Source organism: Pseudomonas sp. GQ91, from assembly GCF_059758795.1.
The window spans coordinates 16,651-43,224 of the sequence record NZ_JCAXED010000010.1 but is presented as its reverse complement, the minus strand read 5'-3'; the positions used below and the strand labels follow the sequence as shown (position 1 = coordinate 43,224).

Annotated in this window: 25 protein-coding genes; 10 read left to right on the top strand and 15 right to left on the bottom strand. The window is 61.4% G+C overall.

The features are described 5' to 3' along the window. Nucleotides 1-73: 73 nt before the first annotated feature. A complete protein-coding gene (locus AC6CIA_RS16205; RefSeq protein WP_498313417.1) occupies nucleotides 74-3,037 on the bottom strand; it encodes an autotransporter outer membrane beta-barrel domain-containing protein in 2,964 nt (987 codons plus the stop codon). A gap of 247 nt (nucleotides 3,038-3,284) precedes the next feature. On the opposite strand from AC6CIA_RS16205, the gene AC6CIA_RS16200 reads away from it, so the two are divergent. Further along, nucleotides 3,285-4,559: a HipA domain-containing protein gene (locus AC6CIA_RS16200; protein WP_498313671.1), complete on the top strand. Its 1,275-nt coding sequence runs from the start codon at nucleotides 3,285-3,287 to the stop codon at nucleotides 4,557-4,559. Next, nucleotides 4,556-4,834, top strand: coding sequence for a helix-turn-helix domain-containing protein (locus AC6CIA_RS16195; RefSeq protein ID WP_339529714.1), 279 nt, complete (start codon nucleotides 4,556-4,558; stop codon nucleotides 4,832-4,834). The genes AC6CIA_RS16200 and AC6CIA_RS16195 overlap by 4 nt, the downstream gene beginning before the upstream one ends. Nucleotides 4,835-4,837: 3 nt before the next feature. On the opposite strand, the gene AC6CIA_RS16190 is transcribed toward AC6CIA_RS16195, so the two are convergent. Then, entirely contained in the window at nucleotides 4,838-5,671 is an 834-nt protein-coding gene (locus AC6CIA_RS16190; RefSeq protein ID WP_498313415.1) for an amino acid ABC transporter permease, read from the bottom strand. Continuing rightward, nucleotides 5,668-6,489: an ABC transporter substrate-binding protein gene (locus tag AC6CIA_RS16185; protein ID WP_339529718.1), complete on the bottom strand. Its 822-nt coding sequence runs from the start codon at nucleotides 6,487-6,489 to the stop codon at nucleotides 5,668-5,670. The genes AC6CIA_RS16190 and AC6CIA_RS16185 overlap by 4 nt, the downstream gene beginning before the upstream one ends. Nucleotides 6,490-6,600: 111 nt before the next feature. Between AC6CIA_RS16185 and AC6CIA_RS16180 the strand changes: the two genes are divergently transcribed. After that, nucleotides 6,601-7,503: a homocysteine S-methyltransferase family protein gene (locus AC6CIA_RS16180; RefSeq protein ID WP_498313413.1), complete on the top strand. Its 903-nt coding sequence runs from the start codon at nucleotides 6,601-6,603 to the stop codon at nucleotides 7,501-7,503. A 141-nt stretch (nucleotides 7,504-7,644) separates the two neighbouring features. Here AC6CIA_RS16180 and AC6CIA_RS16175 read toward each other — a convergent pair whose 3' ends face one another. The 3 genes from AC6CIA_RS16175 to AC6CIA_RS16165 are packed head-to-tail and all read right to left on the bottom strand — an operon-like array spanning nucleotide 7,645 to nucleotide 9,405. Further along, the gene (locus tag AC6CIA_RS16175; protein WP_498313411.1) at nucleotides 7,645-8,316 is read right to left on the bottom strand and encodes a GNAT family N-acetyltransferase; all 672 of its coding nucleotides are present in this window, start codon (nucleotides 8,314-8,316) and stop codon (nucleotides 7,645-7,647) included. Between the two features lie 10 nt (nucleotides 8,317-8,326). After that, complete coding sequence (locus AC6CIA_RS16170) at nucleotides 8,327-8,773, bottom strand: GNAT family N-acetyltransferase (protein ID WP_498313409.1); 447 nt, start codon at nucleotides 8,771-8,773, stop codon at nucleotides 8,327-8,329. Next, nucleotides 8,770-9,405 carry an FMN-binding negative transcriptional regulator gene (locus AC6CIA_RS16165; RefSeq protein ID WP_498313407.1) on the bottom strand — a complete coding sequence of 212 codons (636 nt, stop codon included), beginning with the start codon at nucleotides 9,403-9,405 and terminating at the stop codon, nucleotides 8,770-8,772. The genes AC6CIA_RS16170 and AC6CIA_RS16165 overlap by 4 nt, the downstream gene beginning before the upstream one ends. 103 nt (nucleotides 9,406-9,508) lie before the next feature. Here AC6CIA_RS16165 and pdxR point away from each other — a divergent pair, with 103 nt between their 5' ends. Beyond that, nucleotides 9,509-11,059: a MocR-like pyridoxine biosynthesis transcription factor PdxR gene (gene pdxR / locus AC6CIA_RS16160; protein WP_498313405.1), complete on the top strand. Its 1,551-nt coding sequence runs from the start codon at nucleotides 9,509-9,511 to the stop codon at nucleotides 11,057-11,059. A gap of 10 nt (nucleotides 11,060-11,069) precedes the next feature. Here pdxR and AC6CIA_RS16155 read toward each other — a convergent pair whose 3' ends face one another. The 6 genes from AC6CIA_RS16155 to aspA form a co-directional block, all read right to left on the bottom strand. Then, nucleotides 11,070-12,161 carry a polyamine ABC transporter substrate-binding protein gene (locus tag AC6CIA_RS16155; RefSeq protein ID WP_498313403.1) on the bottom strand — a complete coding sequence of 364 codons (1,092 nt, stop codon included), beginning with the start codon at nucleotides 12,159-12,161 and terminating at the stop codon, nucleotides 11,070-11,072. After that, on the bottom strand, nucleotides 12,158-13,195 hold the full coding sequence (locus tag AC6CIA_RS16150; protein ID WP_498313401.1) for a histone deacetylase family protein: 1,038 nt from the start codon (nucleotides 13,193-13,195) through the stop codon (nucleotides 12,158-12,160). Before AC6CIA_RS16150 ends, AC6CIA_RS16155 begins: the two co-directional genes overlap by 4 nt. A 155-nt stretch (nucleotides 13,196-13,350) precedes the next feature. After that, nucleotides 13,351-14,343: an AraC family transcriptional regulator gene (locus AC6CIA_RS16145; protein ID WP_498313399.1), complete on the bottom strand. Its 993-nt coding sequence runs from the start codon at nucleotides 14,341-14,343 to the stop codon at nucleotides 13,351-13,353. Nucleotides 14,344-14,393: 50 nt separating this feature from the next. Then, nucleotides 14,394-15,380, bottom strand: a complete 987-nt coding sequence (locus AC6CIA_RS16140) for an asparaginase (RefSeq protein WP_498313397.1) — start codon at nucleotides 15,378-15,380, stop codon at nucleotides 14,394-14,396. 72 nt (nucleotides 15,381-15,452) lie between these two features. After that, nucleotides 15,453-16,904, bottom strand: a complete 1,452-nt coding sequence (locus AC6CIA_RS16135; protein WP_339529734.1) for an alanine/glycine:cation symporter family protein — start codon at nucleotides 16,902-16,904, stop codon at nucleotides 15,453-15,455. 407 nt (nucleotides 16,905-17,311) lie between these two features. Next, the gene (gene aspA / locus AC6CIA_RS16130; RefSeq protein WP_339529736.1) at nucleotides 17,312-18,736 is read right to left on the bottom strand and encodes an aspartate ammonia-lyase; all 1,425 of its coding nucleotides are present in this window, start codon (nucleotides 18,734-18,736) and stop codon (nucleotides 17,312-17,314) included. A gap of 181 nt (nucleotides 18,737-18,917) precedes the next feature. Here aspA and AC6CIA_RS16125 point away from each other — a divergent pair, with 181 nt between their 5' ends. Further along, nucleotides 18,918-19,823, top strand: coding sequence for a LysR substrate-binding domain-containing protein (locus AC6CIA_RS16125; protein ID WP_498313395.1), 906 nt, complete (start codon nucleotides 18,918-18,920; stop codon nucleotides 19,821-19,823). A 43-nt stretch (nucleotides 19,824-19,866) separates the two neighbouring features. On the opposite strand, the gene AC6CIA_RS16120 is transcribed toward AC6CIA_RS16125, so the two are convergent. Beyond that, a complete protein-coding gene (locus AC6CIA_RS16120; protein WP_498313393.1) occupies nucleotides 19,867-20,436 on the bottom strand; it encodes a zinc metalloprotease in 570 nt (189 codons plus the stop codon). A gap of 390 nt (nucleotides 20,437-20,826) precedes the next feature. Here AC6CIA_RS16120 and purE point away from each other — a divergent pair, with 390 nt between their 5' ends. From purE to AC6CIA_RS16100, 4 genes are all read left to right on the top strand, one after another. Beyond that, nucleotides 20,827-21,318: a 5-(carboxyamino)imidazole ribonucleotide mutase gene (purE, locus tag AC6CIA_RS16115; protein WP_084378277.1), complete on the top strand. Its 492-nt coding sequence runs from the start codon at nucleotides 20,827-20,829 to the stop codon at nucleotides 21,316-21,318. A gap of 12 nt (nucleotides 21,319-21,330) precedes the next feature. Further along, nucleotides 21,331-22,416, top strand: a complete 1,086-nt coding sequence (locus AC6CIA_RS16110; RefSeq protein WP_498313392.1) for a 5-(carboxyamino)imidazole ribonucleotide synthase — start codon at nucleotides 21,331-21,333, stop codon at nucleotides 22,414-22,416. Nucleotides 22,417-22,520: 104 nt separating this feature from the next. Next, entirely contained in the window at nucleotides 22,521-22,766 is a 246-nt protein-coding gene (locus AC6CIA_RS16105; RefSeq protein WP_105521296.1) for a GlsB/YeaQ/YmgE family stress response membrane protein, read from the top strand. Nucleotides 22,767-22,842: 76 nt separating this feature from the next. Beyond that, nucleotides 22,843-23,379 (top strand): DUF3299 domain-containing protein, encoded by a 537-nt coding sequence (locus AC6CIA_RS16100; RefSeq protein ID WP_498313390.1) that lies wholly within the window; start codon nucleotides 22,843-22,845, stop codon nucleotides 23,377-23,379. A 31-nt stretch (nucleotides 23,380-23,410) separates the two neighbouring features. On the opposite strand, the gene AC6CIA_RS16095 is transcribed toward AC6CIA_RS16100, so the two are convergent. Together AC6CIA_RS16095 and AC6CIA_RS16090 are read right to left on the bottom strand one after the other, a co-directional pair. Then, nucleotides 23,411-24,310, bottom strand: coding sequence for a D-hexose-6-phosphate mutarotase (locus AC6CIA_RS16095; RefSeq protein ID WP_498313388.1), 900 nt, complete (start codon nucleotides 24,308-24,310; stop codon nucleotides 23,411-23,413). 56 nt (nucleotides 24,311-24,366) lie between these two features. Next, nucleotides 24,367-24,771 carry an acyl-CoA thioesterase gene (locus AC6CIA_RS16090; RefSeq protein WP_003176975.1) on the bottom strand — a complete coding sequence of 135 codons (405 nt, stop codon included), beginning with the start codon at nucleotides 24,769-24,771 and terminating at the stop codon, nucleotides 24,367-24,369. A 430-nt stretch (nucleotides 24,772-25,201) separates the two neighbouring features. Between AC6CIA_RS16090 and AC6CIA_RS16085 the strand changes: the two genes are divergently transcribed. Beyond that, nucleotides 25,202-26,491, top strand: a complete 1,290-nt coding sequence (locus tag AC6CIA_RS16085) for an MFS transporter (protein WP_498313386.1) — start codon at nucleotides 25,202-25,204, stop codon at nucleotides 26,489-26,491. Nucleotides 26,492-26,574: the final 83 nt, after the last annotated feature.

Sequence of the window (26,574 nt, the reverse complement as noted above, 5' to 3'; positions counted from 1 at the left end):
AGCGGGACGCAGGGGGGATAACTGTCAGGCCAGGCACCCCTCGTTTGCGGGAGAAGTCTCTAGTGGGCTGCGATTAAAAACTCATCTGCCATTGCCCGATCAGGCCATGAGTGCGGCTGTTACTGCCTATTTCGCCGCTGTAGCCCACCCCCAGGGACTGGCGTGCCGACAGACCGACATCCAGGCCCGCTTCCAGCAACAGACTGTCGCGATCCAAGGCGCTGCCTTCGACGTTGAACGCTGTTCCGCCCATCAGGAAGGCTTGGCGAGTGGTGCTGTCGACGTCGCCATAGGTGTGTTTCCAGCCGGCGGTGAGGCGAGGGGTGAGGCTGATGCCGTTGTCCAGTTGACTCAGGTGAGCCAGGCGCAAACCGAGGGTACTGCTGACGTTATCCTGGGTTTGCCCGTCGATATGCAATGCGGCGGCGCCACCTTTCTCGGTGTAACTGTCGCGGTGATAGCGCTGGTATCCCAGATTGGCGAACGGTTCGGCGCTCAGGCGTCCGCTGCCCATGGCATAGCCGACCTCGGCAAAGGCCTGCTGACTGTTGGCGTCGTAGTCGCCCTTGGGGCGATCGTTGAAACCGTTGAACGCCACGCTGCGTTTGCTATCGCCCTGGTGCCCGCTATACGCGGCGCCCAGGCGCACGGCCAAGGGCCCGCTCTGGCGCATCGCATAGATACCGGCGTGCCAACTGTCGACGCCGCCGTCCACGCCCGTGGTGTCCAGATCGGTCTGCGAATAGCCGCCCAGGACACCCACGCGCCACTCGGGGGTGAGCGCCCAATCGGAACCGAGCACGCCGCCCTTGGTGCGTTGCGTCATGCCGTGGCTGCCATGCTCGCCGTCAAGCTTGCCGTAGCTGCCAATGCCTTGCAGCCACAGGCGGCCCTGGGCGTTCGGGTCGTTGAGATTGCGTGCCGCGGCTGGTACGCCGGTGGCGGCGAGTACCGGTGTTGCGCGTTGATCCAGCCCCGTCAGCAAGCCAGCCCCGGCGCCTGTTTGATGCATGGCCGCGAGCATGCTGGCGCCGACCTGGGCGCTGGCGCCGAGGGTGGCGCTGGTCAGATTGGCGGTAGTGGCGCCGGCCAGTTGCTCGATGGCTGCGCCGGCACTTGCCTGAGTGGTGTTGAGCAAAGCGTTATACAGCGCGTTGTGCTTGCCCAGCGTGGCCAGGCTATTGGCGGCGTTGCTGCCGTTGCCGGTGTTGGCGAACTGGTTGAAGGCGATGTCGTTGCGGGTGTACGTCAGGTCGACCTGGGTGGGGCGGTAATTCAGGGTTGGGGTCAGGAAGGCATAATCACTGGTGACCTTGCCGAACGTGCCATTGACGCTCCCGGCCTGCAGGACGGTGTACTGGCTTTGCCACGGGTACGTGCCTGCGCCGGGATTGATCGCCAGGGTGGCACCATTCAGGTTGGCCGAGCCCCCGACCTTGATCGGCGCGCTGCTGCCATCGGCGTTGACGCCATAGGCCAGGGTTGAACCGCCGCTCATGTGCAAGTCGCGGGTGACGGTGGCGGTGCCCAGCGCCGTATTGGTCTGCAAGGTGCCCAGGACCCGCAGGCTGCCCACCGTGCCGCCGCCGGCGTAGACACCGCCTGCGTCGACCGTTACATCACCGGCGATCCCGCCTTGGTTGATCAGTGTGGCACCGTTGGCGATTGCGCCGCCGTCGCTGAAGTCGCCGCTGCCGGTGAGCGTCCAGGCACCTTGTCTGACGTCCAGCCATTCGAGGTTGCGACTGTCGCTGAAGCTGCCGCCGGCCGTGTCGTTGAGGATCAGGCGATCGTAGCCGCCGCCGCCGTCCACCACGCCGGTAAACCGGCTGCCTGCAAGCAGCGTCAGGCGGTCATCCCCGCCGCCCAGGTCCAGGGCCAGGCCATTGCTGCCACTGATGGTGCCGCTGTTGATCACGCTGTCGGCAAACTCGCCGACGAACTTTACGCCAAACCCGTCAAGACCCTGGATGACGCCATGGTTTTCCAGGGTGGTGGCGGCCAGCCCTGAACCGTCGCTGCCGTCGTCCACCAGAATGGCGTTGTTGGCACCGCTGACCCGTGCGTCGACGCCGTTGAATACATACCCGCCGCCGAGGGCGATGCCTTCACTGCCGTTGGCAAAGCCGTTCTTGTCGACACCGCCGGCTCCAGCGCCCTCGATGACTCCGTAGTTTTCGATATGGGCGATTTTGTCGATGTCTACGCCATCGCCGTCGCCATCGGGTTGCAGCCCGGAAAACCCGCCAGTGATCGTGCCGTGGTTGATCACCGTACCGTCGCCATCGGAGCCGAAGCCCGAGCCATTGCGGCCGATCACGGTGCCGTAGTTGTTCAGCGTCGCGCCCAGGTCGGTGGTGATGCCGTGGCGGCCACCGGAAATGCTCCCGTGGTTGGTCACGGTCACACCGCTGGCCGAGTCGATATCGACGCCGTCGAACTTGTCGTCCCGGGAGAAGGTATCGCCTGTGGATATCTCGCCGTAATTGGTCAGGGTGGCGTTGGCGCCGGTTTTCATGCCGTCGCTGGCTTCGCCACGAATCAGTGCGCCTGTGCGATTGATGATGGTGGTGCTGACGTGGTCGCTGCGGATCGCATCCAGGTCCAGCCCCTGGCCGGTGCTGGAGCGGATGTTGCCGCTGTTATCGATCAACAGGCTGCCGCTGGCGAAATCGCTGTCAATGCGCAATGCATCGTTGGCCCCCTGGATCACCCCACCGGCGCGGTTGTAAATGCTGTAGTTGCGCGTCCCCGCGAGGTCGCCCGAACTGTCGATGGCGCGCCCTTGGGTGGAGATGATCTGGCCGGCGTTTTCAATCACCACGCCCTGGCCGCTGGTAGCGTCCTTCAACTTGACGGCAACCTTGGCGGTACTGATGTTCCCCGACGCCGAGACTCTCAAGGAATCACTGCCACTCAGGCTTTGCGCGGTGTGGGTGGGTGTGTCGATCTGAATCGCCTGGGACGCCGCTGCAGCCCATCCGCTGCTGGTCAGCAGGGCGATGGCGAGCGCAAGACGGTGGGGGCACGAGGGCATGGCGGACGACCTTGTTATGGGAACGAGTCGACCTGTATAGCGAAGGGTGTTTACAGGAATGTGTCGGGAAGGTTACGAAAGGGCGTGGTTGCATTTTAATGCGTCTATAACCCAACCAAGTTGATATTTATGCACTATATTGCAAATAAGAAAGCCTATTTTGACCTATGGGTGCATTAAATTGCAGATTGATTCGTCTTTCAAATTGACAGTACAGGTATTTGAAGCGGGGCGATGGCAGGACGCCATGCTCCTGACGTTTGTCGACCTGCAGAACGGGTTTGCCGGCCCGTGCCGATTCGGCTACGAGTCGGCGTACCTGACTGAACATCTCGATCACATTGATACGCTGTTCGCGCCAGCGGTCAGCGTCAGGGTGCGGCCCATCTGGGGGCAAGAGGCGCATACACATGCGCCGGCCTTCCTGTACGACATTGCGCCGGCGGGGGCCGCCAAGCGCTTTCTTTTGGGGCTCATGGGGCAGGCAAAACCCGAGGGCATGAGCGCCGACCTGTTCCTGTTGGCGCATAGCACCCCCGCGCCCATTGGCCATATGCGTATCAAAGAATCGGTTCGGGTTGAGGAGAACCGGCCCGCGATCGGATTTTCACGCAAAGACGTGGTTGACCGCGATAACCGCTTCCTTGAATACGCTTATGAGCAAGGCGCCGCCATTGGCGGGGCGACGGGGGCAGGAGGCGAGGCCCCGAAGTTGTTGCTGACGCAAAGTCATGATGGGCTGTTGTACCCGGATGCGGTGGTGGATGATGCTCAGGTCAGCCAGCACTGGTTTATCAAGTTCGCCCGCCATCGGGCCTTGCAACGGGATCAGGACATCCTTAGAAGTGAATACCACTACTACAAGGCTTTACAGGCGCTCGGCATCGAGACGGTTGCCATTGACGGACTCGCGCTGGAGGAGGCCAGCCGACCCAGCTTGTGGATGCATCGTTTTGATCGCAAGGTAGGTGCTCAAGGGGTTGAGCGTTTACCGGTCGAGTCGCTTTATTCGGCGGCAGGCGTCATCGCGCCGGGCAGCAGCATGGATCACATGCGAGTGGTGCAGATGCTGGTGAATTTATGGCGGTCGGCGGGCCAAGAGGCGCAAGTGGCTGATCTGGTGGCGGACTATTTACGGCGCGACTTGCTGAACAAGATCCTTGGCAACTCCGACAACCATGGACGTAACACCTCAATCATCCGGGAGCATGACCGCCTGCGTCTGGCGCCGATTTACGATTTGGCGCCCATGGTGATGGACGATGAAGGTATCACCCGCACAACTAAATGGCCCAGTCCACTGGAGGTGGCGGGTGATATCGATTGGCGTGGCGTCTGCGACGCGCTCTCTCCGCTGGTTGATCCTGAGAAGACGTTTGAGGGGCTGCGTCAGGACGCTGAGCGACTGCGGGCTCTGCCGGACATCTTGCTGACGGGCGGTCTGCCGGAGGTGACGTGGCGTCATCCGCGGATCGCCCTGCGACATCTGGATCAACGCTTGACCGATTGGGGGCTCAGATGAGTATTTCGATAGAGCAGCGTGCACAGTTGATCGAGCACATCGAACAACGGTTGGCTGACGGCTCGCTTGAGTTGGGCGATGCCGTACGGCGCTTGCGCGTTGAGGTCACGGGATTGCACCAGAGCCAGTTCGCCCGGATGTGTAAAATCTCTGTGCGCACCCTCGTGCATATCGAGCACGGTGAGGGTAACCAAACGCTGAAATCGATGAACGCGGTGCTTCGGCCTTTCGGTTTGCAGATGGGTGTGGTCCAGGCTCGACGCCCCATGTATTGAGCTTCACCCTCGCCGCACATACCCCTTGCCGTAATGCCGTTCCATGCGCGCCTGGATCAGTTCCAGGCCAAGGGACATGATCCAGTAAATGATCGCGGCCGTCGTGAGCATCTCGATGTAGCGGTAGCTCGAGCGGCCGTAGGATTGCGCCAGGAACATCACCTCCCAGACACCCATCACCGAGATCAGGGACGAGTCCTTGAGCATTGAGATGAATTGGTTGGTCGCCGGCGGAATGATGGTGCGCATGGCCTGGGGCAGGGTGACGTGCCAGAAGATCGCACGGTCGCGCATGCCCAGGGCCAACGCGGCTTCCCGTTGGCCGTGAGGGACGCCGAGGATGCCGGCGCGGAAAATTTCGCTCAGGTAAGCGCCGTAGTTCAGCGACAGGGCGATCACCCCGGCGGTGATGGCGCCGGGTACCAGGCCCAATTGCGGCAGGCCGAGGTAGATCAGCAGGATCTGGATCAGCAACGGCGTGCCGCGAAAGAACGAGGCGTAGAAACTGGCGATGCCGAACGCCACGGCGCTCTTCGACAAGCGCCCCAGCGCGGTGATAAAGCCCAGCACCGACGACGCCGCAATCGAACACAGACACAGGAACAGCGTCAGCGCCGCGCCTTGCAGGAAACCGTTGGGGGCCAGGTGCAGGCCCACCAGGTTAGGCAACTTGTCGAGAATGATCGAGAACTTCAGGTCAAAGCTCAGGAAGAAACTGGCGAACAGCGCGAACAGCGCCGCCCAGGTCAGATACAGGCGCGTGCGAAAGCCCAACAGCCGCAGCAGCGCTGTCTTGCTCACCGGCGGCCTGGAAGAAGGAGGCTGGAACGCAGTCATTGGCTGATATCGGCGCCGATCCATTTCTGCGACAGCTGACTCAAGGTGCCGTCCTGTTTGAGCTGCGCAAAGACTTCACGCACTTTGCTGTTCCACTCGGCGTCGCCTTTTTCGATGGCCACCGCATTGGGCTCCGAGTACAGCGGTTCGCCGGCAAGCTTGAAGCGCTGGTCCTGGCTCAGGCGCGGCTGGGCGGTCACCAGATTGGTGAGGATCGCATCCAGGCGCACGCCAGCACCCAGGCCCAGGTCCTGGAAGGCCACGTTGTCGGTGTCGTACGGCGCGATCTGGACATTTTCGAAAGGGTACTGAAGGTGGGTGTCTTCGGCGCCTTCAATCACCAGGTTCTTGTTCAAGTAGCTCTCATAACTCGAGGCGCTGGTGAGGCCGACTTTCTTGTCGCTCAGGTCTTTTGCGCCGTGGATGCGATCGTCCTTGGCATTGACCACGATCACCGCCGGCGATGCGTAGTACTCCACCGGGAAATCAAAGACTTGCGCGCGGGCCTTGCTCGGGGTCATGGAGCAGATGCAAATATCGTAGCGACCGCTCCAACGGCCCGCCGCGATCACGTCCCAGGACGGGGTCTCCAGGCGCAGTTTCACGCCGAGCTTTTGCGCCACCGCCTTGGCCACGTCGACGTCGAAGCCGTCGAGCTGGTTCTGCTCGTTGAGAAACGAGAACGGCGGGTAGCTTTCCATCAATACGCCGACCAGTTCTTTCCTTTGCTCGATGCGCTCCAGGGTGGCACCGCCAAAGGCTTGGGTAGAGGCGGCCAGAATCGTCAGGCCCAGGGCCAGCAGCGGTTTAAGTTTCACAATCGACACCTGAAAAAAAGAGGTTGTTATTAACCGAGTGGTACGCATTAAATAGTTATAAGAACGACTCTCATAGTGAGTTATTTTCATAAGCTTATGAGTAAAAAGCATATGGGCTCAGCAAACACAGTAATTCTCGATGGCGGCATGGGCCGTGAACTGCAACGTCGCGGTGCGCCATTCCGGCAGCCGGAATGGTCAGCTCTGGCCTTGAGCGAAGCCCCGCAGGCCGTGGAAGCGGTGCATGCGGCTTATATCCAGAGCGGCGCCAACGTGATTACCAGCAACAGTTACGCGGTGGTGCCGTTTCATATCGGCGAAGCGCGGTTTGCGGCCGAAGGCCAAGCCCTGGCGGCGCTGGCGGGTGAGCTGGCGCGACGGGCGGTGGAGGCTTCAGGCAAGGCCGTGCGCGTGGCCGGTTCGCTACCGCCGTTGTTTGGTTCTTACCGTCCCGATCTGTTTGAAGCGCAGCGCGTTTCGCAATTGCTGGCGCCGCTGGTGCAGGGGCTGGCGCCACATGTCGATGTGTGGCTAGCGGAAACCCAGAGTTCGATCGTCGAAGCGCGGGCGATTCATGCCGGTTTGCCCCGGGACGGCAAGCCGTTCTGGCTGTCGTTCACCTTGAAAGATGAAGACACCGACGAAGTGCCGCGCCTGCGTTCCGGCGAGCCTGTGGCGGACGCAGCGGAGGCGGCGGCGCAGTTGGGTGTGCAGGTGCTGCTGTTCAATTGCAGCCAGCCGGAAGTAATCGGCGCGGCGATCGACGCCGCGCGCCAAACCTTCGAGCGGCTGGGCGTGACGATTCACATCGGCGCCTACGCCAACGCTTTCCCGCCGCAGCCCAAGGAAGCCACGGCCAACGACGGCCTGGACCCGCTGCGTGAAGACCTCGACCCGCCGGGCTACCTGCACTGGGCGGCCGACTGGCAAGCGCGCGGAGCCAGCCATTTAGGTGGCTGCTGCGGGATCGGGCCGGAGCATATTGCGCTGTTGGCGCAGAATCTGCGCGGTTGATCCATTCCTGAGGCCAACTGGATCAAATGTGGGAGCGGGCTTGCTCGCGATGACGGCGTGTCAATCACCTTATGCGTATCTGACCCTCCGCCATCGCGAGCGAGCCCGCTCCCACATGGTGTTCTGCGTTAAGGGGCAGAACTAGGCCCGGCATTGTGCCAGGCTTCTCACCTGTCGATCGCCGTGCTGATTTTCCGCTGACAACCACGCCTCGAACCCCGCCTCGATCACCGGCCACTCCGGGTCGATAATCGAGTACCACGCGGTATCGCGGTTCTGGCCCTTGACCACCATGTGCTGGCGAAACACCCCTTCAAAGCTGAACCCCAACCGCTCGGCGGCGTATCTGGAGCGGGCGTTGGCGTTGTTGCACTTCCATTCCAGGCGACGGTAGCCCTGCTCGAAAGCGTATTTGGCCAGCAGGTAAACGGCTTCTGTGCTTTTCGGTGAGCGCTGCATCGGCGCCCCGAAGGTGACGTGGCCGATCTCGATACGGCCCTGTGCCGGGACGATCGACATCAGGCTGAGAATGCCCTGCACCTCACCGCTGGCGCGATCGATGACGCTGAAAAAATACGGGTCGCTGTTGGCCGCGTGATTGTTCAACCACGCGTCGAAAGCGGCGCGCTCGGAAAATGGTCCATAGGGCAAATAGTCCCACAGCTTGGGGTCGGCGCCAGGGCCTTCGAGGGCTTGCCACAAACCGTCGCCGTGGCGGACCGGGTCGAGTTTTTCGAGGCGGATGAAGCGCCCTTCAATCAGTTGCACGGTGGGCGCCGGGACGCCTTTCCAATCTGCCAGCGATGTCGACATGCGGTACTCCTTAAAGACCTTTGCGAAACTGGATCAAGCCAGGTCGTTCGGCAATGCGTTCGTAGAGTTGAATGGCGGTGGCGTTGCTTTCGTGGGTCAGCCAATGGACTTTGCCGCAGCCGTCGGCCTTGGCGGTGGCGTAGACAAACTCGATCAGTTGGCGGCCGATACCGGTGCCACGTTGGTCCTGACCCACAAACAGGTCTTGCAGGTAGCAGGAACTCTCGATGCTCCAGTTGGAGCGGTGATAGATGAAGTTGACCATGCCCACCGCCTTGCCGGCCTGCCAGGCCAGGGCCGAGTGGGTTGGCTCGCTGGTGTCGAGCATCCGCTGCCAGGTGCTGATGCTGACGGCATCGCTCAGTTCGGTGTTGTAAAAGCGCAGGTACGCCTGCCACAACGGCAGCCAGGCGGCGTGGTCGGCGGCGGTTACCGGACGAATGTCGATCGGGCTCATGCGGGCTCCTTGGGAATCAGGCGCGAGAGGGCCTGGTCGCGCACATCGGGACTGGCGACCAGCCCTTCGCGCACGCCGGCGATATCTGCCGCGCTACGGTTCTGGCTCAGTTTGCGCTTGCCCTCCAAACGCTCGATCGGCAGGGCAAAGCCGACAATCGCCTTGAGCATGCCTTCAATGTAGTCGGTCGGGGCGTCGCTGACGGCCCAGGGCTGGGCGCGCTCGGTTTCGTGACGCTGGGTCAGGGCGCTGACCAGCTCAAGCAGGCGCTCGGCGTCGGTAAACACCTCGGCCTGGCCATAAGCGTGGACCGCGAGATAGTTCCAGGTAGGCACCACTTTGCCGTGTTCTGCTTTGGCCGGGTAAAACGCCGGGCTGATATACGCCTCGGCGCCAGCAAAAATCACCAGCGCCTCGCCGCCGTTTTGCAAGTCCTGCCATTGGCGATTGGCTTTGGCCATGTGTCCGTAGAGCGTGCCGTTCGGGTCTTCATCGGGGTTGAGCAACAGCGGCAAGTGGCTGGCTTGCAGGCCTTGTTCGCCAAAGGTCACTAATTGCGCCAGACGCGTGTGCTGGATCAATTGCTGGATCTGGGGCAAATCGTCGAAGGCAAAAGCGCGCGGTGTGTACATAAATATTTTCCTTGGCGAATGCCCGCATCCTAGGCAGGCTAATGGTTCGTTGTAAGAGCCATCTTTGCTCCATTTCATGGGTCCAATTTCCGGAGTGTTCGCCATGTCCCCAGAGCCGCCGCTGTCGTTCAATCCCGCTGGAATCGAGCTGGATCGGCGCCTGGGGCTGACGCGCCAGTTGTATCAGGCATTGCGCCAACGGGTGTTGGACGGTCGCTTGGTCGGCGGCACACGCTTGCCGGCGAGTCGGGATTTGGCGACGGCCTTGTCGATCTCTCGCAACAGTGTGGTCAGGGCCTACGATCAGCTCTACGCCGAAGGCTTCATCGAGGGCCGAGTCGGCGACGGCACTTACGTCGCGCAGTTGCCGACAACCGCAGACGCTGCAAAAAAACTATCCACAAAACCATCCACAGGGTTTTCAACAGGCTTATCCCCAGCCTTATCCACAGACCGACTGGATTTGTCGGATGGTTTGAGCCGAAAAGTTATCCACAGTCCGGCCCTGGATCGCTTGCAAGGTAATCATCTACCACTGCCACCTACCGGGCCGCCACGGGCTTTTCGGGTCGGTGTACCGGCCTTCGATCTGTTCCCGTTTGACGTCTGGGCCAAGCTGAATGCGGCTTTCTGGCGTAAGCCGGACCTGCAACAGCTGTGTTACGGCAACCCGGCGGGTGATGAACGTTTGCGGGGATTGATCGCTGCCTATCTGCGCAGCTCGCGGGGCCTGCAGTGCACGGCTGAACAAATAGTGATCACCAGCGGCGCCCAGCAGGCAATAAGTCTTTGTGCACAGCTGCTGGTGGCGCCTGGGGACAGCGTGGCGATTGAAAATCCGGGCTATCGGGCGGCCGGGCATGCGTTCGCAAATGCCGGCGCAAGCCTCCACGGCGTGGCCGTGGACAGTGAAGGCATCGACTGCGCGGCCCTGAATGCGCTCAACGAGTGCCGGCTGGTCTACGTCACACCGTCGCATCAATACCCGACGGGCGTGGTCATGAGTCTGGCCCGGCGCCTGGAGTTGCTGGCCTGGGCCGAGCGCAGCGACGGTTGGATCATCGAGGATGACTACGACGGCGAGTACCGTTACAGCGGTGCGCCCCTGGCGCCTTTGGCGGCGCTGGACCGCAGTGGTCGGGTGGCGTACGTCGGTACGTTTGGCAAGGTGGCCTTTCCCGCGCTACGCCTCGGTTACCTGGTATTGCCGCCGGGATATGTGGAAGCATTCACCCGGCGCCGCGCCGTGGATGTTCGGCATTCGGAAGTCAGCACCCAGGCGGTGATGGCGGAGTTTATGGCCGCCGGGCACTTCCAGCGCCATATCCGGCGCATGCGCCGTGCCGCGTTGAGTCGGCGCAATGCCTTGCTGGCCGGCTGGCCCACGGATGTACCCGGCGTTGGCAGCGTGCCCGGCGTCGCGGCGGGGTTGCACCTCACGGTACGCGTGGACAGCCTGGCTCGTGAGCAGGAACTGCTGGCCCAGGCCCGGGCGGCGCAGGTCGAGGTCACGGGGTTGAGTAGCTATTGGCTAGCGGATTCCAGCACCCCGCCGGATCAGCGCGCCGGCCTGGTGCTGGGGTTTGCAGCGGTGCCGGAAGCCGCCATCGCCGAGGCATTGCTACGTTTGCGCACGGCGTGGCAGGCGCGATAACCCCGCGACGTCAGGTTCCGGACTTGATCTTGGTCCAGGCGCGGGTGCGGGCACGCTCGGCCTTGGCGTCCAAGGGTTTCAAGGTATACAGCGTGGTCATCGCCGCTGCGGTCGGGTACAGGTTGGGATTGTTGCGGATCGCGGGGGCCACCTGTTCGGTTGCGTCCTTGTTGGGGTTGGGGTAACCGACGAAATCACTGACCGGCGCAATGACGCTCGGTTGCAGCAGATAATTGATGAAGGTGTAGGCGGCCTGCGGGTTCTTGGCGCCCTTGGGAATGGCGAGCATATCGAACCAGATCGGCGCGCCTTCCCTGGGCAGGCGCATGTCTACGGTCACGCCGTTCCTGGCTTCCTTGGCGCGGTTGGCGGCTTGGGAGAAGCTGCCGGAATAACCGACGGCGACGCAGATGTCTCCGTTGGCGATGTCGGCCATGTACTTGGAGGAGTGGAAGTAGGTGATGTACGGACGGATCTTCATCAACAGCGCTTCGGCCTTGAGGTAATCCTTGGGGTTGCTGCTGTTGGGATCCAGGCCCAGGTGTTGCAGGGCCAGCGGCAGGATTTCCGACGGTGAGTCCAGCAAGGCGACCCCGCATTGCTTGAGCTTGCTGATGTTCTCTTGCTTGAAGATCAGGTCCCAGCTGTCCACCGGCGCGTCGGCGCCCAGCGCGGCCTTGACCTTGTCCGGGTTGAAGCCGATGAGGATGGTGCCGTACATGTAGGGCACGGCGAACGTGTTGTCCGGATCGTTGGCTTCGATCAACTGCATCAGCTTGGGATCAAGGTGATGCCAGTTCGGTAACTGGCTGCGGTCGAGGGGCTGGAATACGCCGGCCTCGATCTGCTTGGCGAGGAACACATTCGATGGCACCACGACGTCATAGCCGGAGTTGCCCGTCAGCAGCTTGGCTTCCAGGGCTTCATTGGTGTCGAAAATATCGTAGACCAGTTTGATCGCGGGGTTTTGCGTCTTGAAGTCATCCAGCGCCTTGGGCGTGATGTAGTCGAACCAGTTATAGACCCGCAAGGTATTTTCTTCTGCGTGTGCGATGCCAGTCACGAGGGCGGCACACAGAACCAGCGATTTGAGCCTGTTCATCGGTTTGACTCCTGTTCGAAGCCTTCGAGTACGTTGACGGCATTGATGCCGATTTCTTCCACGGCATAACCGCCTTCCATGACGAACAGCGTGGGCTTGCCAAGTTGCGCGATACGTTGGCCCATCACCAGGTAATCCGGACTGTCGAGCTTGAACTGCGAGATCGGATCCTCCTTGAACGTATCCACACCGAGGGAGACCACGATGACCTCGGCGCCGTAGCGCTCGATTTCGTTGCAGGCGTCCTCCAGGGCAGCACTCCAACGGCTCCAGTCGGTGCCGGCCGGCAGCGGATAGTTGAAGTTGAAACCTTCTCCCGCGTCTTCGCCCCGCTCATCGGCATAGCCCAGGAAGAACGGAAACTCAGCCTCCGGATGCCCGTGGATCGAGGTAAACAGCACGTCGCTGCGCGCATAAAAAATCGATTGCGTGCCGTTGCCGTGGTGATAGTCGACGTCCAGGATCGCGACCTGTTTATGGCCCTGGTCGAGAAAGGCCTGCGCGGCGATAGCCGCGTTGTTGAGGTAGCAGTAACCGCCCATCAGGTCGCTGGCGGCGTGATGTCCCGGCGGTCGGCACAGCGCGAAGGCACTGCGTGCGCCCTGTTGGATCGCCTGCTGGGCGGTCAATGCGACCTGGGCAGCGCTATAGGCGGCTTGCCAGGTTCCGGCGGTGATGGGCGCGCCGCCGTCGAAGCTGTAGTAGCCCAATTGGCCGTGCAGGCTGGTGGGCAAGACCTGGCGCAGGGTCCGGGCCGGCCAGGTGTAGGGCAGCAGGTCGCCCTCCTGGTTGAAGGCGGTCCAGCGCTGCCAGGCATCTTTGAAGAAGTCCAGGTAAGCGCGGCTGTGGATACGTTGCAGCGGCGCGAGACCAAAGTCCTGAGGCGCATGCACCGGACCCAGTCCGCGCTCCTTCACGCGTTGCAACACATGATCGGCGCGGGAGGGCATTTCAAAACACGGCATCAGTTGCCCGTCCATCAATTCGCAACGGCCGTGGTGCAGGTGGTGATCGTCCGAGTAGATCGTCAGCATGTATTGTTCTCCGCAGGCGGTATCGGTACCTGCAGTCTTGCGGTGGAGCCGCGGTATGAGAACGGCAGGAGCGGCCAAAAGGGGATAAATACGGCCAAATTATCTGTCCATAATTCGCCCTATCGGCGAGCGGACAGCCTCAACACAGTGCAGGCTCAAGCGCGAAACGCGCTCGGTGCAACACCGCTCCAGCGCACAAATGCATGGCGGAAGCTGGCGGTTTCGCTGAAGCCCAATTGCTCGGCTATACGGTAGATCGGCAGTTGATCCTCCCCCAGCAACTGCTTGGCACGTTCAAAGCGCAGCTCGTCGAGCAGTTCCTGGTAGCTGCAACCCAGGTGATGCAGGTGCCGGCGCAGGGTGCGGGCCGAACAGTTCATTTGTTCGGCCAGGCCTTCAATGCCGGGTGCGGCGCTGAGCTGGGCCGCGAGCAATTGCCGGATTCTGCCCAGCCAGGCCTGACGCCCGGTGAACTCCAGGTTCTGTTTGCGGCAGCGCTCGGCCATGGTCTGGTGGGTAATGGCATCGGCCAGGGGCAGCGGCTGGTCCATCCAGCGTTTGTCGAAGGCAAAGGCGTTGTCGCCCGCCTCGAAGTGCAACGGGCAGGCGAAGCGTTCCGCATACCGCGCACGATAAACCGGCGCGCGGTATTCAAAACGCGCGCCCAGCAGCGGCAGCGGCTGGCCGAGCAGGTCGTCACAGATGACTTTCAGCGAGGCCAGGCACAACTCGACGTTGAATATCGCCATGGCCGGCATTTCCCGGTAATCGCTGGCGGTGAACCAGATGCGCTCGTCGTCTTCTTGCAGGCTCAGTGCGAAAAGTGTTCCCAGCAGCGCCGGATAGCGCAGCGCCAAGTGCAAGGCGTCACCAAAGGTGGTACTGGTGAGCAGCGCATAACCGAGCATGCCGTAGGACGAAACGTGCATCTGCCGGCCGAGGTCCAGGCCGATATCCTCTCGCAGCGCCACGGCATTGGCGCAGACGCGCATTTCCTGGTTGGTGGTGATGCGGGCGTCGGGACGGCTCAAGTCCGCCGTGCAGATACCGCTGCCGGCGAGCAGGTCTTCAGGCGGCAGGCCTTCACCCGTGAAGGTATTGAGCACCAGGGAGACGGCATTGAGGGTGGTGAGGTGGGAATGCAGCATGGCATCTTCCAGCCAGGGGATGGCTGGAAGATGAGCAAGTTATATGCCGCTCAGCGCAGCTCGCCGCACAGGTCCAACTCGACCAGACGGCGGACTTCGCGGGTGTCGAGCCCGGCACCGAGCAACGCATTGAGTTTGCCGAACGCCGCTTCCCGGGTCATTCCGCCACCGGACAACACGCCCACGCCGCGTAAACGGCTGCCGGCTTCGTAGACGTCCAGATCCACGCCACCTTCATGACATTGGGTGAGGGCGACGACGACCACACCCTGATCCTGTGCGCGCTGAAGGCTGGCGAGGAACTCGGGGTTGTCGCTCGGCCCGGTGCCGCTGCCGAAGCACTCCAACACCAATGCCTGGATGCCGCTGTTGACCATTGCATCCAGTTGCGCCGCGCCAATGCCCGGCACCAATGGCAAGACGCCGACGTTCGCCACTGTCTTGGCGTGACGGAAACCCAGCGTCTGCGGGATCGAATCGGCCATGGCGACCCCGCCGGTGCGTTGCAACGCGGCAAACGGATGCCGGCCAAAGCTGCGAATCTTTGCGCAACGGGTCGGCGCCATCAGTGCGCCGTGGAAGTACAGGTGCACACCCGCTGCCAGGCCTTCGCCCAACGCGACCAGCGCACCGCTGACATTTTCCCAGGCATCGCTGTCCGGCACGCCGGCGGGCAACATGGAACCGGTGAACAGCACCGGCGCGGACAGCCCCAACAGTTGGAAGCTCATGGCCGCCGTACTGTAGGCCAAGGTGTCGGTGCCATGCAGGATCAGCACGCCGTCGCAACCGTCGTCCACCGCTTCGATCACGGCCACACGCAAACGCTGCCAGTAGTCCGGGGTCATGTTGGCGCTGTCGATCAGCGGCGCCATTTCCCGGAAGCGCCATGCGGGTACAGTGAGTTGGGGTTGTCCGGCGAGGTACTCGCTCATCCGGGCTTCGAACCCCGAGGCCGGGGCCAGGCCATTGGCGCTGGCCTGCATGCCGATGGTGCCACCGGTGTAGAGCACCATGATGTTATTTGCTGAGGACATCGAACCTTCTCCTGAATGAAAAGCACCGCGTGCCCCAGAGCATGCCCAAGGCCACACGGTGTGTCACTGCTCTTAGCGTTGCGCTTGAGCGTTCGATTCAGCAGCGGCCGTGGCCACAGGCCCAGTGGTTGCCGGGTTGGCCGGCCAGGCCTTGCGGTCCAGGTCCAGATCCGGGAACTGGCTGGAATCGAATACCGGCGTCTTGATCCCCGCGGCGCGCTGGCCGTCGTAGTCACGCAGGATGCGCATGGCGATCTTGAACAGGAACGCCAGGGCGAACAGGTTGACGAATGCCAGCAGGGTCATGGTGATGTCGGCGAACGCGAACACCGTGCTGAGGTTTTCGACCGAGCCCCAGAAAATCAACACTAATACCAGCGTGCGGTAACCAATCAGCATCTTGCGGTTGTTGCCGAGCAAAAAGCGCAGGTTACTCTCGCCGAGGTAGTAGTTGTACATGATCGAGGTGAACACGAATAACGCCAGGGCCACCGAGATGAACATCCGGCCCCAGTCGCCAACCACGGCCGCCAGCGAGTTCTGGGTCAGGGCAATGCCGTCGCCTTCGAAGCCGGGGGTGTAAAAACCCGACAGCAGGATCAGCAGCGCGGTGCAGGTGCAGATGATGAAGGTGTCGAGGAACACGCTGAACGCCTGGACCACGCCTTGGGCGACCGGGTGTTCGACCGAGGCCACCGCGGCGACGTTGGGCGCGCTGCCCAGGCCCGCTTCGTTGGCGAATACGCCGCGCTTGACGCCCATGATAATCGCGCTGCCGACCAGGCCACCGAAGGCCTGGTCGAGACCGAAGGCGCTCTTGACGATGGTCATCAACATGCCCGGCACCTGATCGAATTGCAGCACGATCACGTAGAGGGTCACGGCGATGTAGACCAGGGTCTTGACCGGCACCAGCAGGTCGGCGATCGAGGCGATGCGCTTGATCCCGCCGATGAACACCAGGCCCAGCAAGGCCACCAGCGCCAGGCCGGTGTAGGTGGTATCGAAGCCGAAGGCATTATTCAGCGAGTGCGTCACTGCGTGAGCTTGCAGGCCGTTGAAGGCAAAGCCGAACGTCACCAGCAGCAGGAATGCCATCACCATCCCCAGCCAACGCTTGTGCAAGCCATGCTGGATGTAATAGGCCGGGCCACCCCGGTAGGTGCCTTCGGCGTCAGTGCGTTTGTAGAGTTGGCCGAGGGAGCACTCGATAAAGCTTGAGGACATGCCCACCAAGGCAGTCACCCACATCCAGAACACCGCGCCCGGTCCACCGAGCGTCACGGCAATGCCGACGCCCGCGATGTTACCGGCCCCGACGCGCCCGGCCAGGCTGAGCATCAGTGCCTGGAACGAGCTGAGTTGACCGGCGCTGCTTTTCAGGCTGTCGCGAAATACCGCGAACATATGAAAGAAGTGACGAAATTGAACGAAACGCGAGCGGATCGTGAAGTAACCACCGAGCCCGACAATGAGCCCGATCAGTACTTTTCCTGAGAGGAAGTCGTTGATGACTTCAAGCATGGAGTATTCCTCGCTGTTTTTTGTAAAGGCAGAAGCCGGACGGTTCGACACATCGAGTTACACACCATCGTGCAGGCAGCACAATAGGTGGATCGGGTGCTCGTCCCGGTTCCAATTCGCGGGTTGTTATTAGTTCGGCGTTCGCATGGCTCGGGTCTCGTTACCGACGACCGTACATGCGAAGAGGGGCGGCACTATACCTAGGTGCGCGTGATCCGTCTGCACGGGCTGATTAAAGGTTTCAGCCGGGGTGTTTCGGAGAAGGGGGACTGGCAGGGCAATTGTTGTTTTTTTATAGGCATCATTTCACAACCTTGAGGCAAAAAAAGGGCCTGAAGAACGAGCCTTCAGGCCCTCAAAAGGTGAGAGGTGTCTAGTCCCTCAACCTGGTGAGCGGTGCAGCGCGATCAGGCCTTCAAAGGCACCAGGCGCGGGGCAATCATGTTTTCCGGGCGCAGGATGTCGTCGAGCATGGCGTCGTCGAGCAAGCCTTCTTCGCGCACCAGTTCCAGCACCCCGCGGCCGCTTTCAAGCGCGATACGCGCAATGCGGGTGGCGTTTTCATAGCCGATGTACGGGTTCAGCGCGGTGACCAGGCCGATGGAGTGTTCCACCAGCTCGCGGCAGCGGGCTTCGTTGGCGGTGATGCCGGTGATGCAGTGTTCGCGCAGCATGTCCATGGCACGTTGCAGCAGGCGGATCGAGTCGAAGATCTTGAAGGCGATCAGCGGCTCCATCACGTTCAGTTGCAGTTGGCCGCCTTCGGCAGCCATGGTCAGGGCCAGGTCGTTGCCGATGATCTGGAACGCCACTTGGTTGACCGCTTCCGGGATCACCGGGTTGACCTTGCCGGGCATGATCGAACTGCCTGGCTGGCGCGCCGGCAAGTTGATTTCGTTGATGCCGGTACGTGGGCCGCTGGACAGCAGGCGCAGGTCGTTGCAGATCTTCGACAGCTTCACCGCGGTCCGCTTGAGCATGCCGGAGAACAGTACAAAGGCGCCCATGTCGGACGTGGCTTCGATCAGGTCGGCGGCCGGTACCAGCGGTTGGCCGCTGATGGTTGCCAGGCGCTGAACGGCCAGGGCCTGGTAGCGCGGGTCGGCGTTGATGCCGGTGCCAATGGCGGTGCCGCCCAGGTTGACTTCGGTCAACAGTTCTGGCGCCAGGGTTTTCAGGCGGGCCAAGTCTTCACCCAAGGTGGTGGCGAAGGCGCGAAATTCCTGGCCGAGGGTCATCGGCACAGCGTCTTGCAGTTGCGTACGGCCCATTTTCAACACGTGGCCGAACTCGAGACCTTTGGCGGCGAACGCCTGGATCAGGCTGTCGAGGCTGGCCAGCAACGCGTCATGGCCCAACAGCAGACCCAGGCGGATCGCGGTCGGGTAGGCGTCGTTGGTCGACTGCGCCATGTTCACGTCGTTGTTGGGATGCAGGTACTGGTATTCGCCCTTGTTGTGGCCCATGGCCTCCAACGCGATGTTGGCGATGACTTCGTTGGCATTCATGTTGGTCGAAGTGCCAGCGCCGCCTTGAATCATGTCCACCACGAACTCTTCGTGAAAGTCACCGCGGATCAGGCGGGCACATGCTTCGCTGATGGCGGCGTGCTTGGCTTCACTGAGCTGGCCCAACTCACGGTTGGCGTCAGCGGCAGCCTGCTTGACCATTGCCAGACCGACCACCAATTTCGGGTAATGCGAAATCGGAACGCCGGAGAGACGGAAGTTATTCACCGCTCGCAGGGTCTGGATGCCGTAATACGCTTGAGCCGGTACTTCGAGTACGCCAAGCAGGTCTTTTTCGGTGCGGAATGATGCAGCAGAGGACATGACGGAAATCATCTCAATATGGACCCGGAACTGGCCGGAACGCTGCGAATGCTAGGCTTGCAGAAGTTTTTGGGCCAATGCTGTTACGCGCTGGCCTATGCAGAAACGGCATAATGTTGATGTGACGCGGTTATCATGACGGGCGTGTGTGCCAAAATGGTGCATGCCCTGGGAGAATCTGATGAACCTTGAAAGTAAATGGCTGGAAGACTTTAGCGCCTTGGCGGCGACCCGCAGTTTCTCCCAGGCCGCAGAGCGGCGCTTTGTCACGCAGCCGGCGTTCAGCCGCAGGATCCGCAGCCTTGAGGCGGCGTTGGGGCTGACACTGGTCAACCGCTCGCGCACGCCCGTCGAATTGACGGCGGCGGGGCAGTTGTTTCTGGTGACCGCGCGCACCGTGGTCGAACAACTCGGCGAAGTCTTGCGCCACTTGCATCATCTGGAAGGCGGTCAGGGCGAGGTCATGCAGGTTGCGGCCGCGCACTCGCTGGCGCTGGGTTTTTTCCCACGCTGGATTGCGCAGTTACGCAACGAAGGATTGAACATTGCGACACGCCTGGTGGCGACCAACGTGGGTGACGCCGTGCATGCCTTGCGCGAAGGGGGTTGTGACCTGATGCTGGCGTTCTACGATCCGGATGCGGCGATGCAGATGGATGCCGAGATCTTCCCGTCGCTGCACCTGGGCAATACCGAGATGCTGCCGGTGTGCGCCGCGAATGCCGACGGCACGCCCTTGTTTGACCTGGAAGGCGAGGGCAGCGTGCCCCTGTTGGCCTATAGCGCCGGGGCGTTTCTCGGGCGCTCGGTGAACTTGTTGCTGCGCCAGCGCGCGTTGCGCTTTACCACCGTCTACGAAACCGCGATGGCCGATAGCCTGAAAAGCATGGCCCTGGAAGGGTTGGGGATTGCCTGGGTGCCTCGCTTGAGCGTGCGTGCCGAACTGGCTCGGGGGGAGTTGGTGGTGTGCGGCGGCCCGCAGTGGCATGTGCCGCTGGAGATTCGTCTGTACCGCTGCGCGTTGGTGCGCAAGGCGAACGTACGCTTGTTGTGGCGCAAGCTCGAGAGTGGCGCTCAAACGGCATGAGCCGTGGCCTTGCGTGTACAGGCGAGGCCACGGGACACTGGGGTCAAGCCAGGTTTTTCAGAAAGTCTTGAATGCGCTCCCGATTGATCGTGCTGTAGCGCAACAGGTTGCCTGTACCCACGTCTTTGCCGGTGGCCATGTAGCTTGAGCGAAAATGCCCGGGATTGTCTGGGTCGGGGACCTGCATCACGCCGGTGTGCTTGGCATTGAACGTGTGGCCCACTTCGTGAGCGAGGGTGGTGGCGTCGATGGTGGACGCGATCAGCGAGTTGCCGGTTTTTCCAGCCGTCTGGGCGACGCCCGCGACTTGGCCGGTGATGAAGCCATCGATCACCAGCACGTTACGGTCAGTCTGGGTCGGAGTGATGCCGATTTTTTCGGCGTATTGGTTGGCAACGCCATTCCATTCATTCACTTTCGCCCCGGCATTGGGGCCCTGGTAGTCGAAGTTGGTGACGCCCGGTACATATTCGTGAAAGCAAATGTTGACCTGGCGGCCACTGACGTTCGCCAGTTCTTCGACAAAGTGATCGAGTTGCCGGGTTTTGAGGTGCTGGTAGGTCGTATCGGAAACACTGTCATGAATGAAGGTATTAAGGTTGATGGGGCGCATGGGAATCCTCACGTGAAGGGGCAATGTGCGTCGCCTGGACGCTGCGAGGTTGAAGATTAGCGGCGGGCCCGGGGCCGCAGGGCGGTGGCATTTCTGTATGTGCGGTAGCTCTTTTCGCCAGCGTATGTGGCCGAGTTTGCAGGTGACGGGAAGGTGCGTTGCCGGGTGCCGAAGGCTTGACCTGCAGGTCAGCAAAACCGTGGGTTTGTAGGATTTAAACGGGTGTAGACGGATGGTCATCCAAGGGGCTGTTTATCTGCTGCATTGCGGTATACTGCGCGGCCTTCGGCCGGTCCGTCCGGCCATTTTTCGTACAATCAAGCCACGCATTCTGCGTGGTTTGTTGTTTTTCGACGCGCCTGCGGGCGCCCAGAGAGAAGAGGCGCGACGATGAGTGCATTGGTTGGCGTGATCATGGGCTCCAAGTCCGATTGGTCCACCCTTAGCCACACCGCCGATATGCTGGAAAAACTCGGCATTCCGTACGAAGTGAAGGTGGTTTCGGCCCACCGCACCCCGGATTTGCTGTTCCAGTATGCCGATGAAGCAGAATCCCGTGGCATCGAGGTGATTATCGCCGGTGCCGGTGGCGCAGCCCACCTGCCGGGCATGTGTGCGGCCAAGACCCACCTGCCGGTACTCGGTGTTCCGGTGCAGTCGTCGATGCTTTCGGGGGTGGATTCACTGCTCTCCATCGTGCAGATGCCAGCCGGTATTCCAGTGGCGACCCTGGCGATCGGCAAGGCTGGCGCCATCAATGCCGCGCTGCTGTCCGCAAGTATCCTGGGCGCCAAGCACCCGCAGTTCCACACGGCACTGAAAAAATTCCGCGACGAGCAGACTGACAGTGTCCTGGACAATCCAGACCCACGCATTGCCTGAGGTTGTTGATTGATGAAAATCGGTGTAATCGGTGGCGGCCAACTGGGCCGTATGCTCGCCTTGGCGGGCACCCCGCTGGGGATGAACTTCGCTTTCCTGGACCCCGCGCCAGACGCATGTGCCGCTGCGCTGGGTGAACACCTGCGCGCTGACTACAGTGACCCGGACCACTTGCGTCAATTGGCCGATGAAGTCGACCTGGTGACTTTCGAGTTCGAAAGCGTCCCGGCTGAAACCGTGGCTTTCCTGTCGCAGTTTGTCCCGGTGTACCCGAGCGCCGATGCCCTGCGCATTGCGCGTGACCGGTGGTTCGAGAAGAGCATGTTCAAGGACCTGGGCATTCCGACCCCGGCTTTCGCCGATATCCAGTCCCAGGCGGACTTGGAGGCGGCTGTCGCCAGCATCGGCTTGCCTGCCGTATTGAAGACCCGCACCCTGGGTTACGACGGCAAGGGCCAGAAAGTCCTGCGCACCGCCGATGATGTGGTCGGCACCTTTGCCGAGCTGGGCAGCGTGGCCTGTCTGTTGGAAGGTTTCGTGCCGTTCACCGGTGAAGTCTCGTTGATCGCGGTGCGTTCCCGCGAGGGCGAAACCCGCTTTTATCCGCTGGTGCATAACACTCACGACAGCGGCATCCTCAAGCTGTCCGTCGCCAGTACCGATCACCCGTTGCAGGCGCTGGCGGAAGACTATTCCGCTCGCGTGCTGAAACAACTGGATTACGTCGGCGTGATGGCTTTCGAGTTCTTCGAAGTCGACGGTGGCCTCAAGGCCAACGAAATTGCGCCGCGCGTACACAATTCCGGGCACTGGACCACTGAAGGCGCCGAATGCAGCCAGTTTGAAAACCACCTGCGGGCGGTGGCGGGCTTGCCGTTGGGATCCACGGCCAAGGTCGGCGAGAGCGCGATGCTCAACTTCATCGGTGTGGTTCCGCCCGTGGAGCAGGTGATCGCCATTGAAGATTGTCATCTGCACCACTACGGCAAGGCCTTCAAGGTCGGGCGCAAAGTGGGTCATGCCAACCTGCGTTGCAAGGACCGCGCGACGCTTGACGCGCAGATCCTCAAGGTCGAAACGCTGATCGCCGCGCAATAACCTGCAGATCGGCGGGAACCATTGGTGACCGCCATCCTCTGATTGCAGGATGCCAAAGTCTGGCTAGGCTTTGGCATAGTTCACTTCACTCAGAGGGAAATGGCATGGGTATTATTGGAACCATCTTTATCGGTTTGATCGTCGGCCTGCTGGCGCGTTTCCTGAAACCGGGTGATGACAGCATGGGTTGGATCATGACCATCCTGCTGGGTATCGCGGGCTCCCTGGCGGCCACCTATGGCGGTCAGGCGCTGGGTATCTATCAGGCTGGCCAAGGTGCGGGTTTCCTCGGTGCGCTGGTCGGTGCCATCGTACTGCTGGTGATCTACGGCCTGATCAAAAAGAAGTGATTTATCGTCTGGCCCTCTGCGCTGCGCAGGCGTAGAGGGCTAGAATGCCGGCACTGTTTATTTGCCGAGTCAATTCATGCGCCGTCTTCTGTTGACTGTCCTTTTGCTGGGTTCAAGCCTGGCCCACGCCTCCGAGCTACCGGAAACCGACTGGCTGGAACTGATGCCCAAGTCGGACCAGAAAGCCCTCGAACACATGCCGGAAATCGACCACAACTCCCCTGAAGCCATGGGCACCTTTACCGAAAAAGGTGGCTTGAAGCAGAGCAAGGGCCTGCCGGCGGTGATGTACTCGAGCAAGACCGTGGCCGCCATGAATGGCAAATCGATTCGCCTGGGCGGTTATCCCGTCCCGCTGGAAACCGATGCCAAGGGCCGCAGTACCCTGTTTTTCCTGGTGCCGTACCCCGGCGCCTGCATCCACGTGCCGCCACCGCCGCCGAACCAACTGGTGTTGGTGCGCTATCCCACGGGTTTGAAGCTGGATGACATCTACACACCGCTGTGGGTGACGGGCATGTTGAAGGTGGAGAAGGTCAACAACGACCTGGCGGATGCCGCCTACGCGCTGGATGCGAGCAAGGTGCGAGTGGTGCAGGAAGCCGATCTCTAGGCCTGAACACACAACCCATTTGTGATTGGGTCTACAGGGCGATAGTGGTGATGCTCACGCCTAACGTATGGCTTTCGCCCGGTGCCAGGCTCACCACGTCATCCAGCACGTTGGCTGTCTCGATGCACAGCATGTCCTGCCAGCCATCGTCGGCCATGTCGTCCAGGGCCTTGGCGCGTTCGGTCCATGGGTTCCAGATCACGGTCGACTTCGAGCCCTGGCTGCTGAGCTGGATGCGCCGTTGCCAGTCCTGGTCGACAATCTGCAACTGGGCCGGCGTGTCGAGGTAGATGCGATCGGTCTCGCCGGTAAAGTGCAAGAGGCCGGATTGTTGCTTGGCCTGCCAGCCGTCCGCCGTATCGATGTACTGCAATCCGTCCAACCCTTCGACCTGCACATTGCGCACATCGCTGACCGCGAAGTAACTGTGCAGCGCCTGGCTGAGGGTCACGGTGTCGGTGCCGCGGTTGTGGCTGGTCAGTTGGATGTGCAGTTGATCGTCCAACAGCAGGTTCAGGCTCAAGTCGACTTGATGCGGCCAGTCGGGAAAACCGCCCGCGGGCGCCGGCAATAGCAGATTCACGCGTAGCGCCTGGCCCTGGTTTTCAACGCTTGCCAGTTGCCACGTCGCGGTGCGCACAAAGCCGTGGGCGCCCGCCGGCTCGTCACTTTGACGCATCGCCTGCACACTTTGCGGGTTACGCTCGAAAACCCCGAACCACGGCCAGCACACCGGAACGCCGGTACGGATGCCTTTGCCTTGCTTGAACATCGCCTCATCGTTGGGCCAGATCAGAGGCTGCTCGCCCTGACGCTGGTAACTGACGATGTGTGCACCTTGCTGGGCTAGCAACAGTTCGGCGCCGTTATGGCGGATGCGCCAGCAGTCCAGCTCATCCAGTTTCACGGGTTCAATGTGGGGCATCGACATACAAGCACTCTCAATGGCAGGCAATGGGGCAATTGACCGTCAAAACGCAACGAGGTTTAACGGGCTCGTGAGGGAACCGAGCGCGTGCGGCCACTGCCATCGATGGCGACGAACACAAACACCGCCTCGGTGACCTTGCGCCATTCACTGGACAGCGGATCGTCGCTCCACACTTCGACCATCATCTGGATCGAGCTGCGGCCAATTTCCAGGGCCTGGGTATAAAAGGAAAGCTGTGCGCCGACCGCTACCGGCACCAGGAAAGCCATGCGATCAATCGCGACGGTCGCCACGCGCCCGCCTGCGACCTTGCTGGCCATTGCCGTGCCGGCGAGGTCCATCTGAGCGACCAGCCAGCCACCGAAGATATCGCCAAAACCGTTGGTTTCCCGCGGAAGTGCGGTGATTTGCAGGGCGAGATCGCCTTGCGGGATAGGATCTTCCTGTTCGAGTTCGATCATGCCGGGGGTGCCTCTGGCCCGTGACGCTTTTTAGGATGTTTCAAGTGGGTAGCCGACTGCCAGGGAAGCGCTTCAATACGGACGTATTCCGTTCTACGCGTTTCTCGTCAGGCGTACTAACGGGGAAACTCTGCCAAACCGGCTGGAACAGCCAACGGCGCTTTGGCACAGCAACCCCTCAAGGATGCGGGTTTGGCGATTGCAAGGCCGAGTATATCGAGCCCTTATCGCTACGACGACCACCTGAGGCTCATTTGGTCGGTAAATAGTCGCTGTATCGGGGCTTTACCGGGCAACTGTGCTACTGGCACCGTCTGGGGCACGCTTGGGCGCTGTGCTTTTGCAAACGATTTGCTATCTTGCCAGACCCGCTCCAGGCAATGCCTGTGGCCGGGTTCGTCGTCCTGACTACTATAAGAGAAGCCTTGCCATGTCCTCCGTGCCCGCAAGCAGTGCGCAACCTTCGCGCCCGCTGACCCGCAACGACTACAAAACCCTGTCGCTGTCTGCCTTGGGCGGGGCGCTGGAGTTCTACGACTTCATCATTTTCGTATTTTTCGCCACCGTGGTCGGGAAACTGTTCTTTCCCGCGGACATGCCTGAATGGCTGCGCCTGATGCAGACTTTCGGCATCTTCGCGGCGGGCTATCTGGCACGCCCGCTGGGCGGGATCGTCATGGCTCACTTCGGCGACCTGCTGGGTCGCAAGAAGATGTTCACCTTGAGCATCTTCATGATGGCCGTACCGACCCTGATCATGGGACTGTTGCCAACCTACGCGCAGATCGGCCTGTGGGCACCGATCCTGTTGCTGCTGATGCGCGTCATCCAGGGCGCGGCGATTGGGGGCGAGGTGCCTGGCGCCTGGGTCTTCGTGTCCGAACACGTGCCACCCCGGCATATCGGCTACGCCTGCGGCACCCTGACCAGTGGCCTGACCGGCGGGATCCTGCTGGGGTCACTGGTGGCCACCGCGATCAACACGCTCTACACCCCTGAGCAGGTCTCGGATTACGCCTGGCGGATCCCGTTCCTGATGGGCGGCGTATTCGGCCTGTTTTCGGTGTACCTGCGTCGCTGGCTGCATGAAACGCCGATCTTCGCCGAGATGCAGCAACGCAAGACACTGGCGGCCGAGCTGCCTTTGCGCACGGTATTGCGTGACCACCGGAGTGCCATCGTCCTGTCGATGTTGCTGACCTGGCTGTTGTCGGCCGGCATCGTCGTGGTGATCCTGATGACCCCGACCGTGTTGCAAACGGTTTACCACTTCAGCCCGACGGTTGCATTGCAAGCCAACAGCCTGGCAATCGTGACCCTGAGCCTGGGGTGCATCGCCTCCGGCGCCCTGGCCGACCGATTCGGCGCGGGGCGCGTGCTGGTGACGGGATGCCTGTTATTGCTGGCGACTTCATGGACGCTCTATCACAGCCTTGCCAACCATCCCGACTGGCTGTTCCCGCTGTACAGCCTGACGGGCCTGTTCGTCGGCGTGGTCGGTGTGGTGCCTTACGTGATGGTGAAAGCGTTCCCGCCCGTGGTGCGCTTCAGCGGTCTGTCGTTCTCCTACAATGTTGCCTACGCTGTGTTCGGTGGCCTGACACCGTTGGTGGTGTCGCTGCTGATGAAGGAAAGCGCGATGGGCCCGGCCTACTACGTGGCCGTCATCTGCATCATGGGCATGGTGGTGGGTGGTTATCTGTGGAAGCGCGGTCGCTGAAAACCGCTGCTTGGGCGGTAATCGTTCCTGCGCAGTAGCGTGGGAACGATCAGCAATCCGTTGTTGGTCCTCAATAATTACAG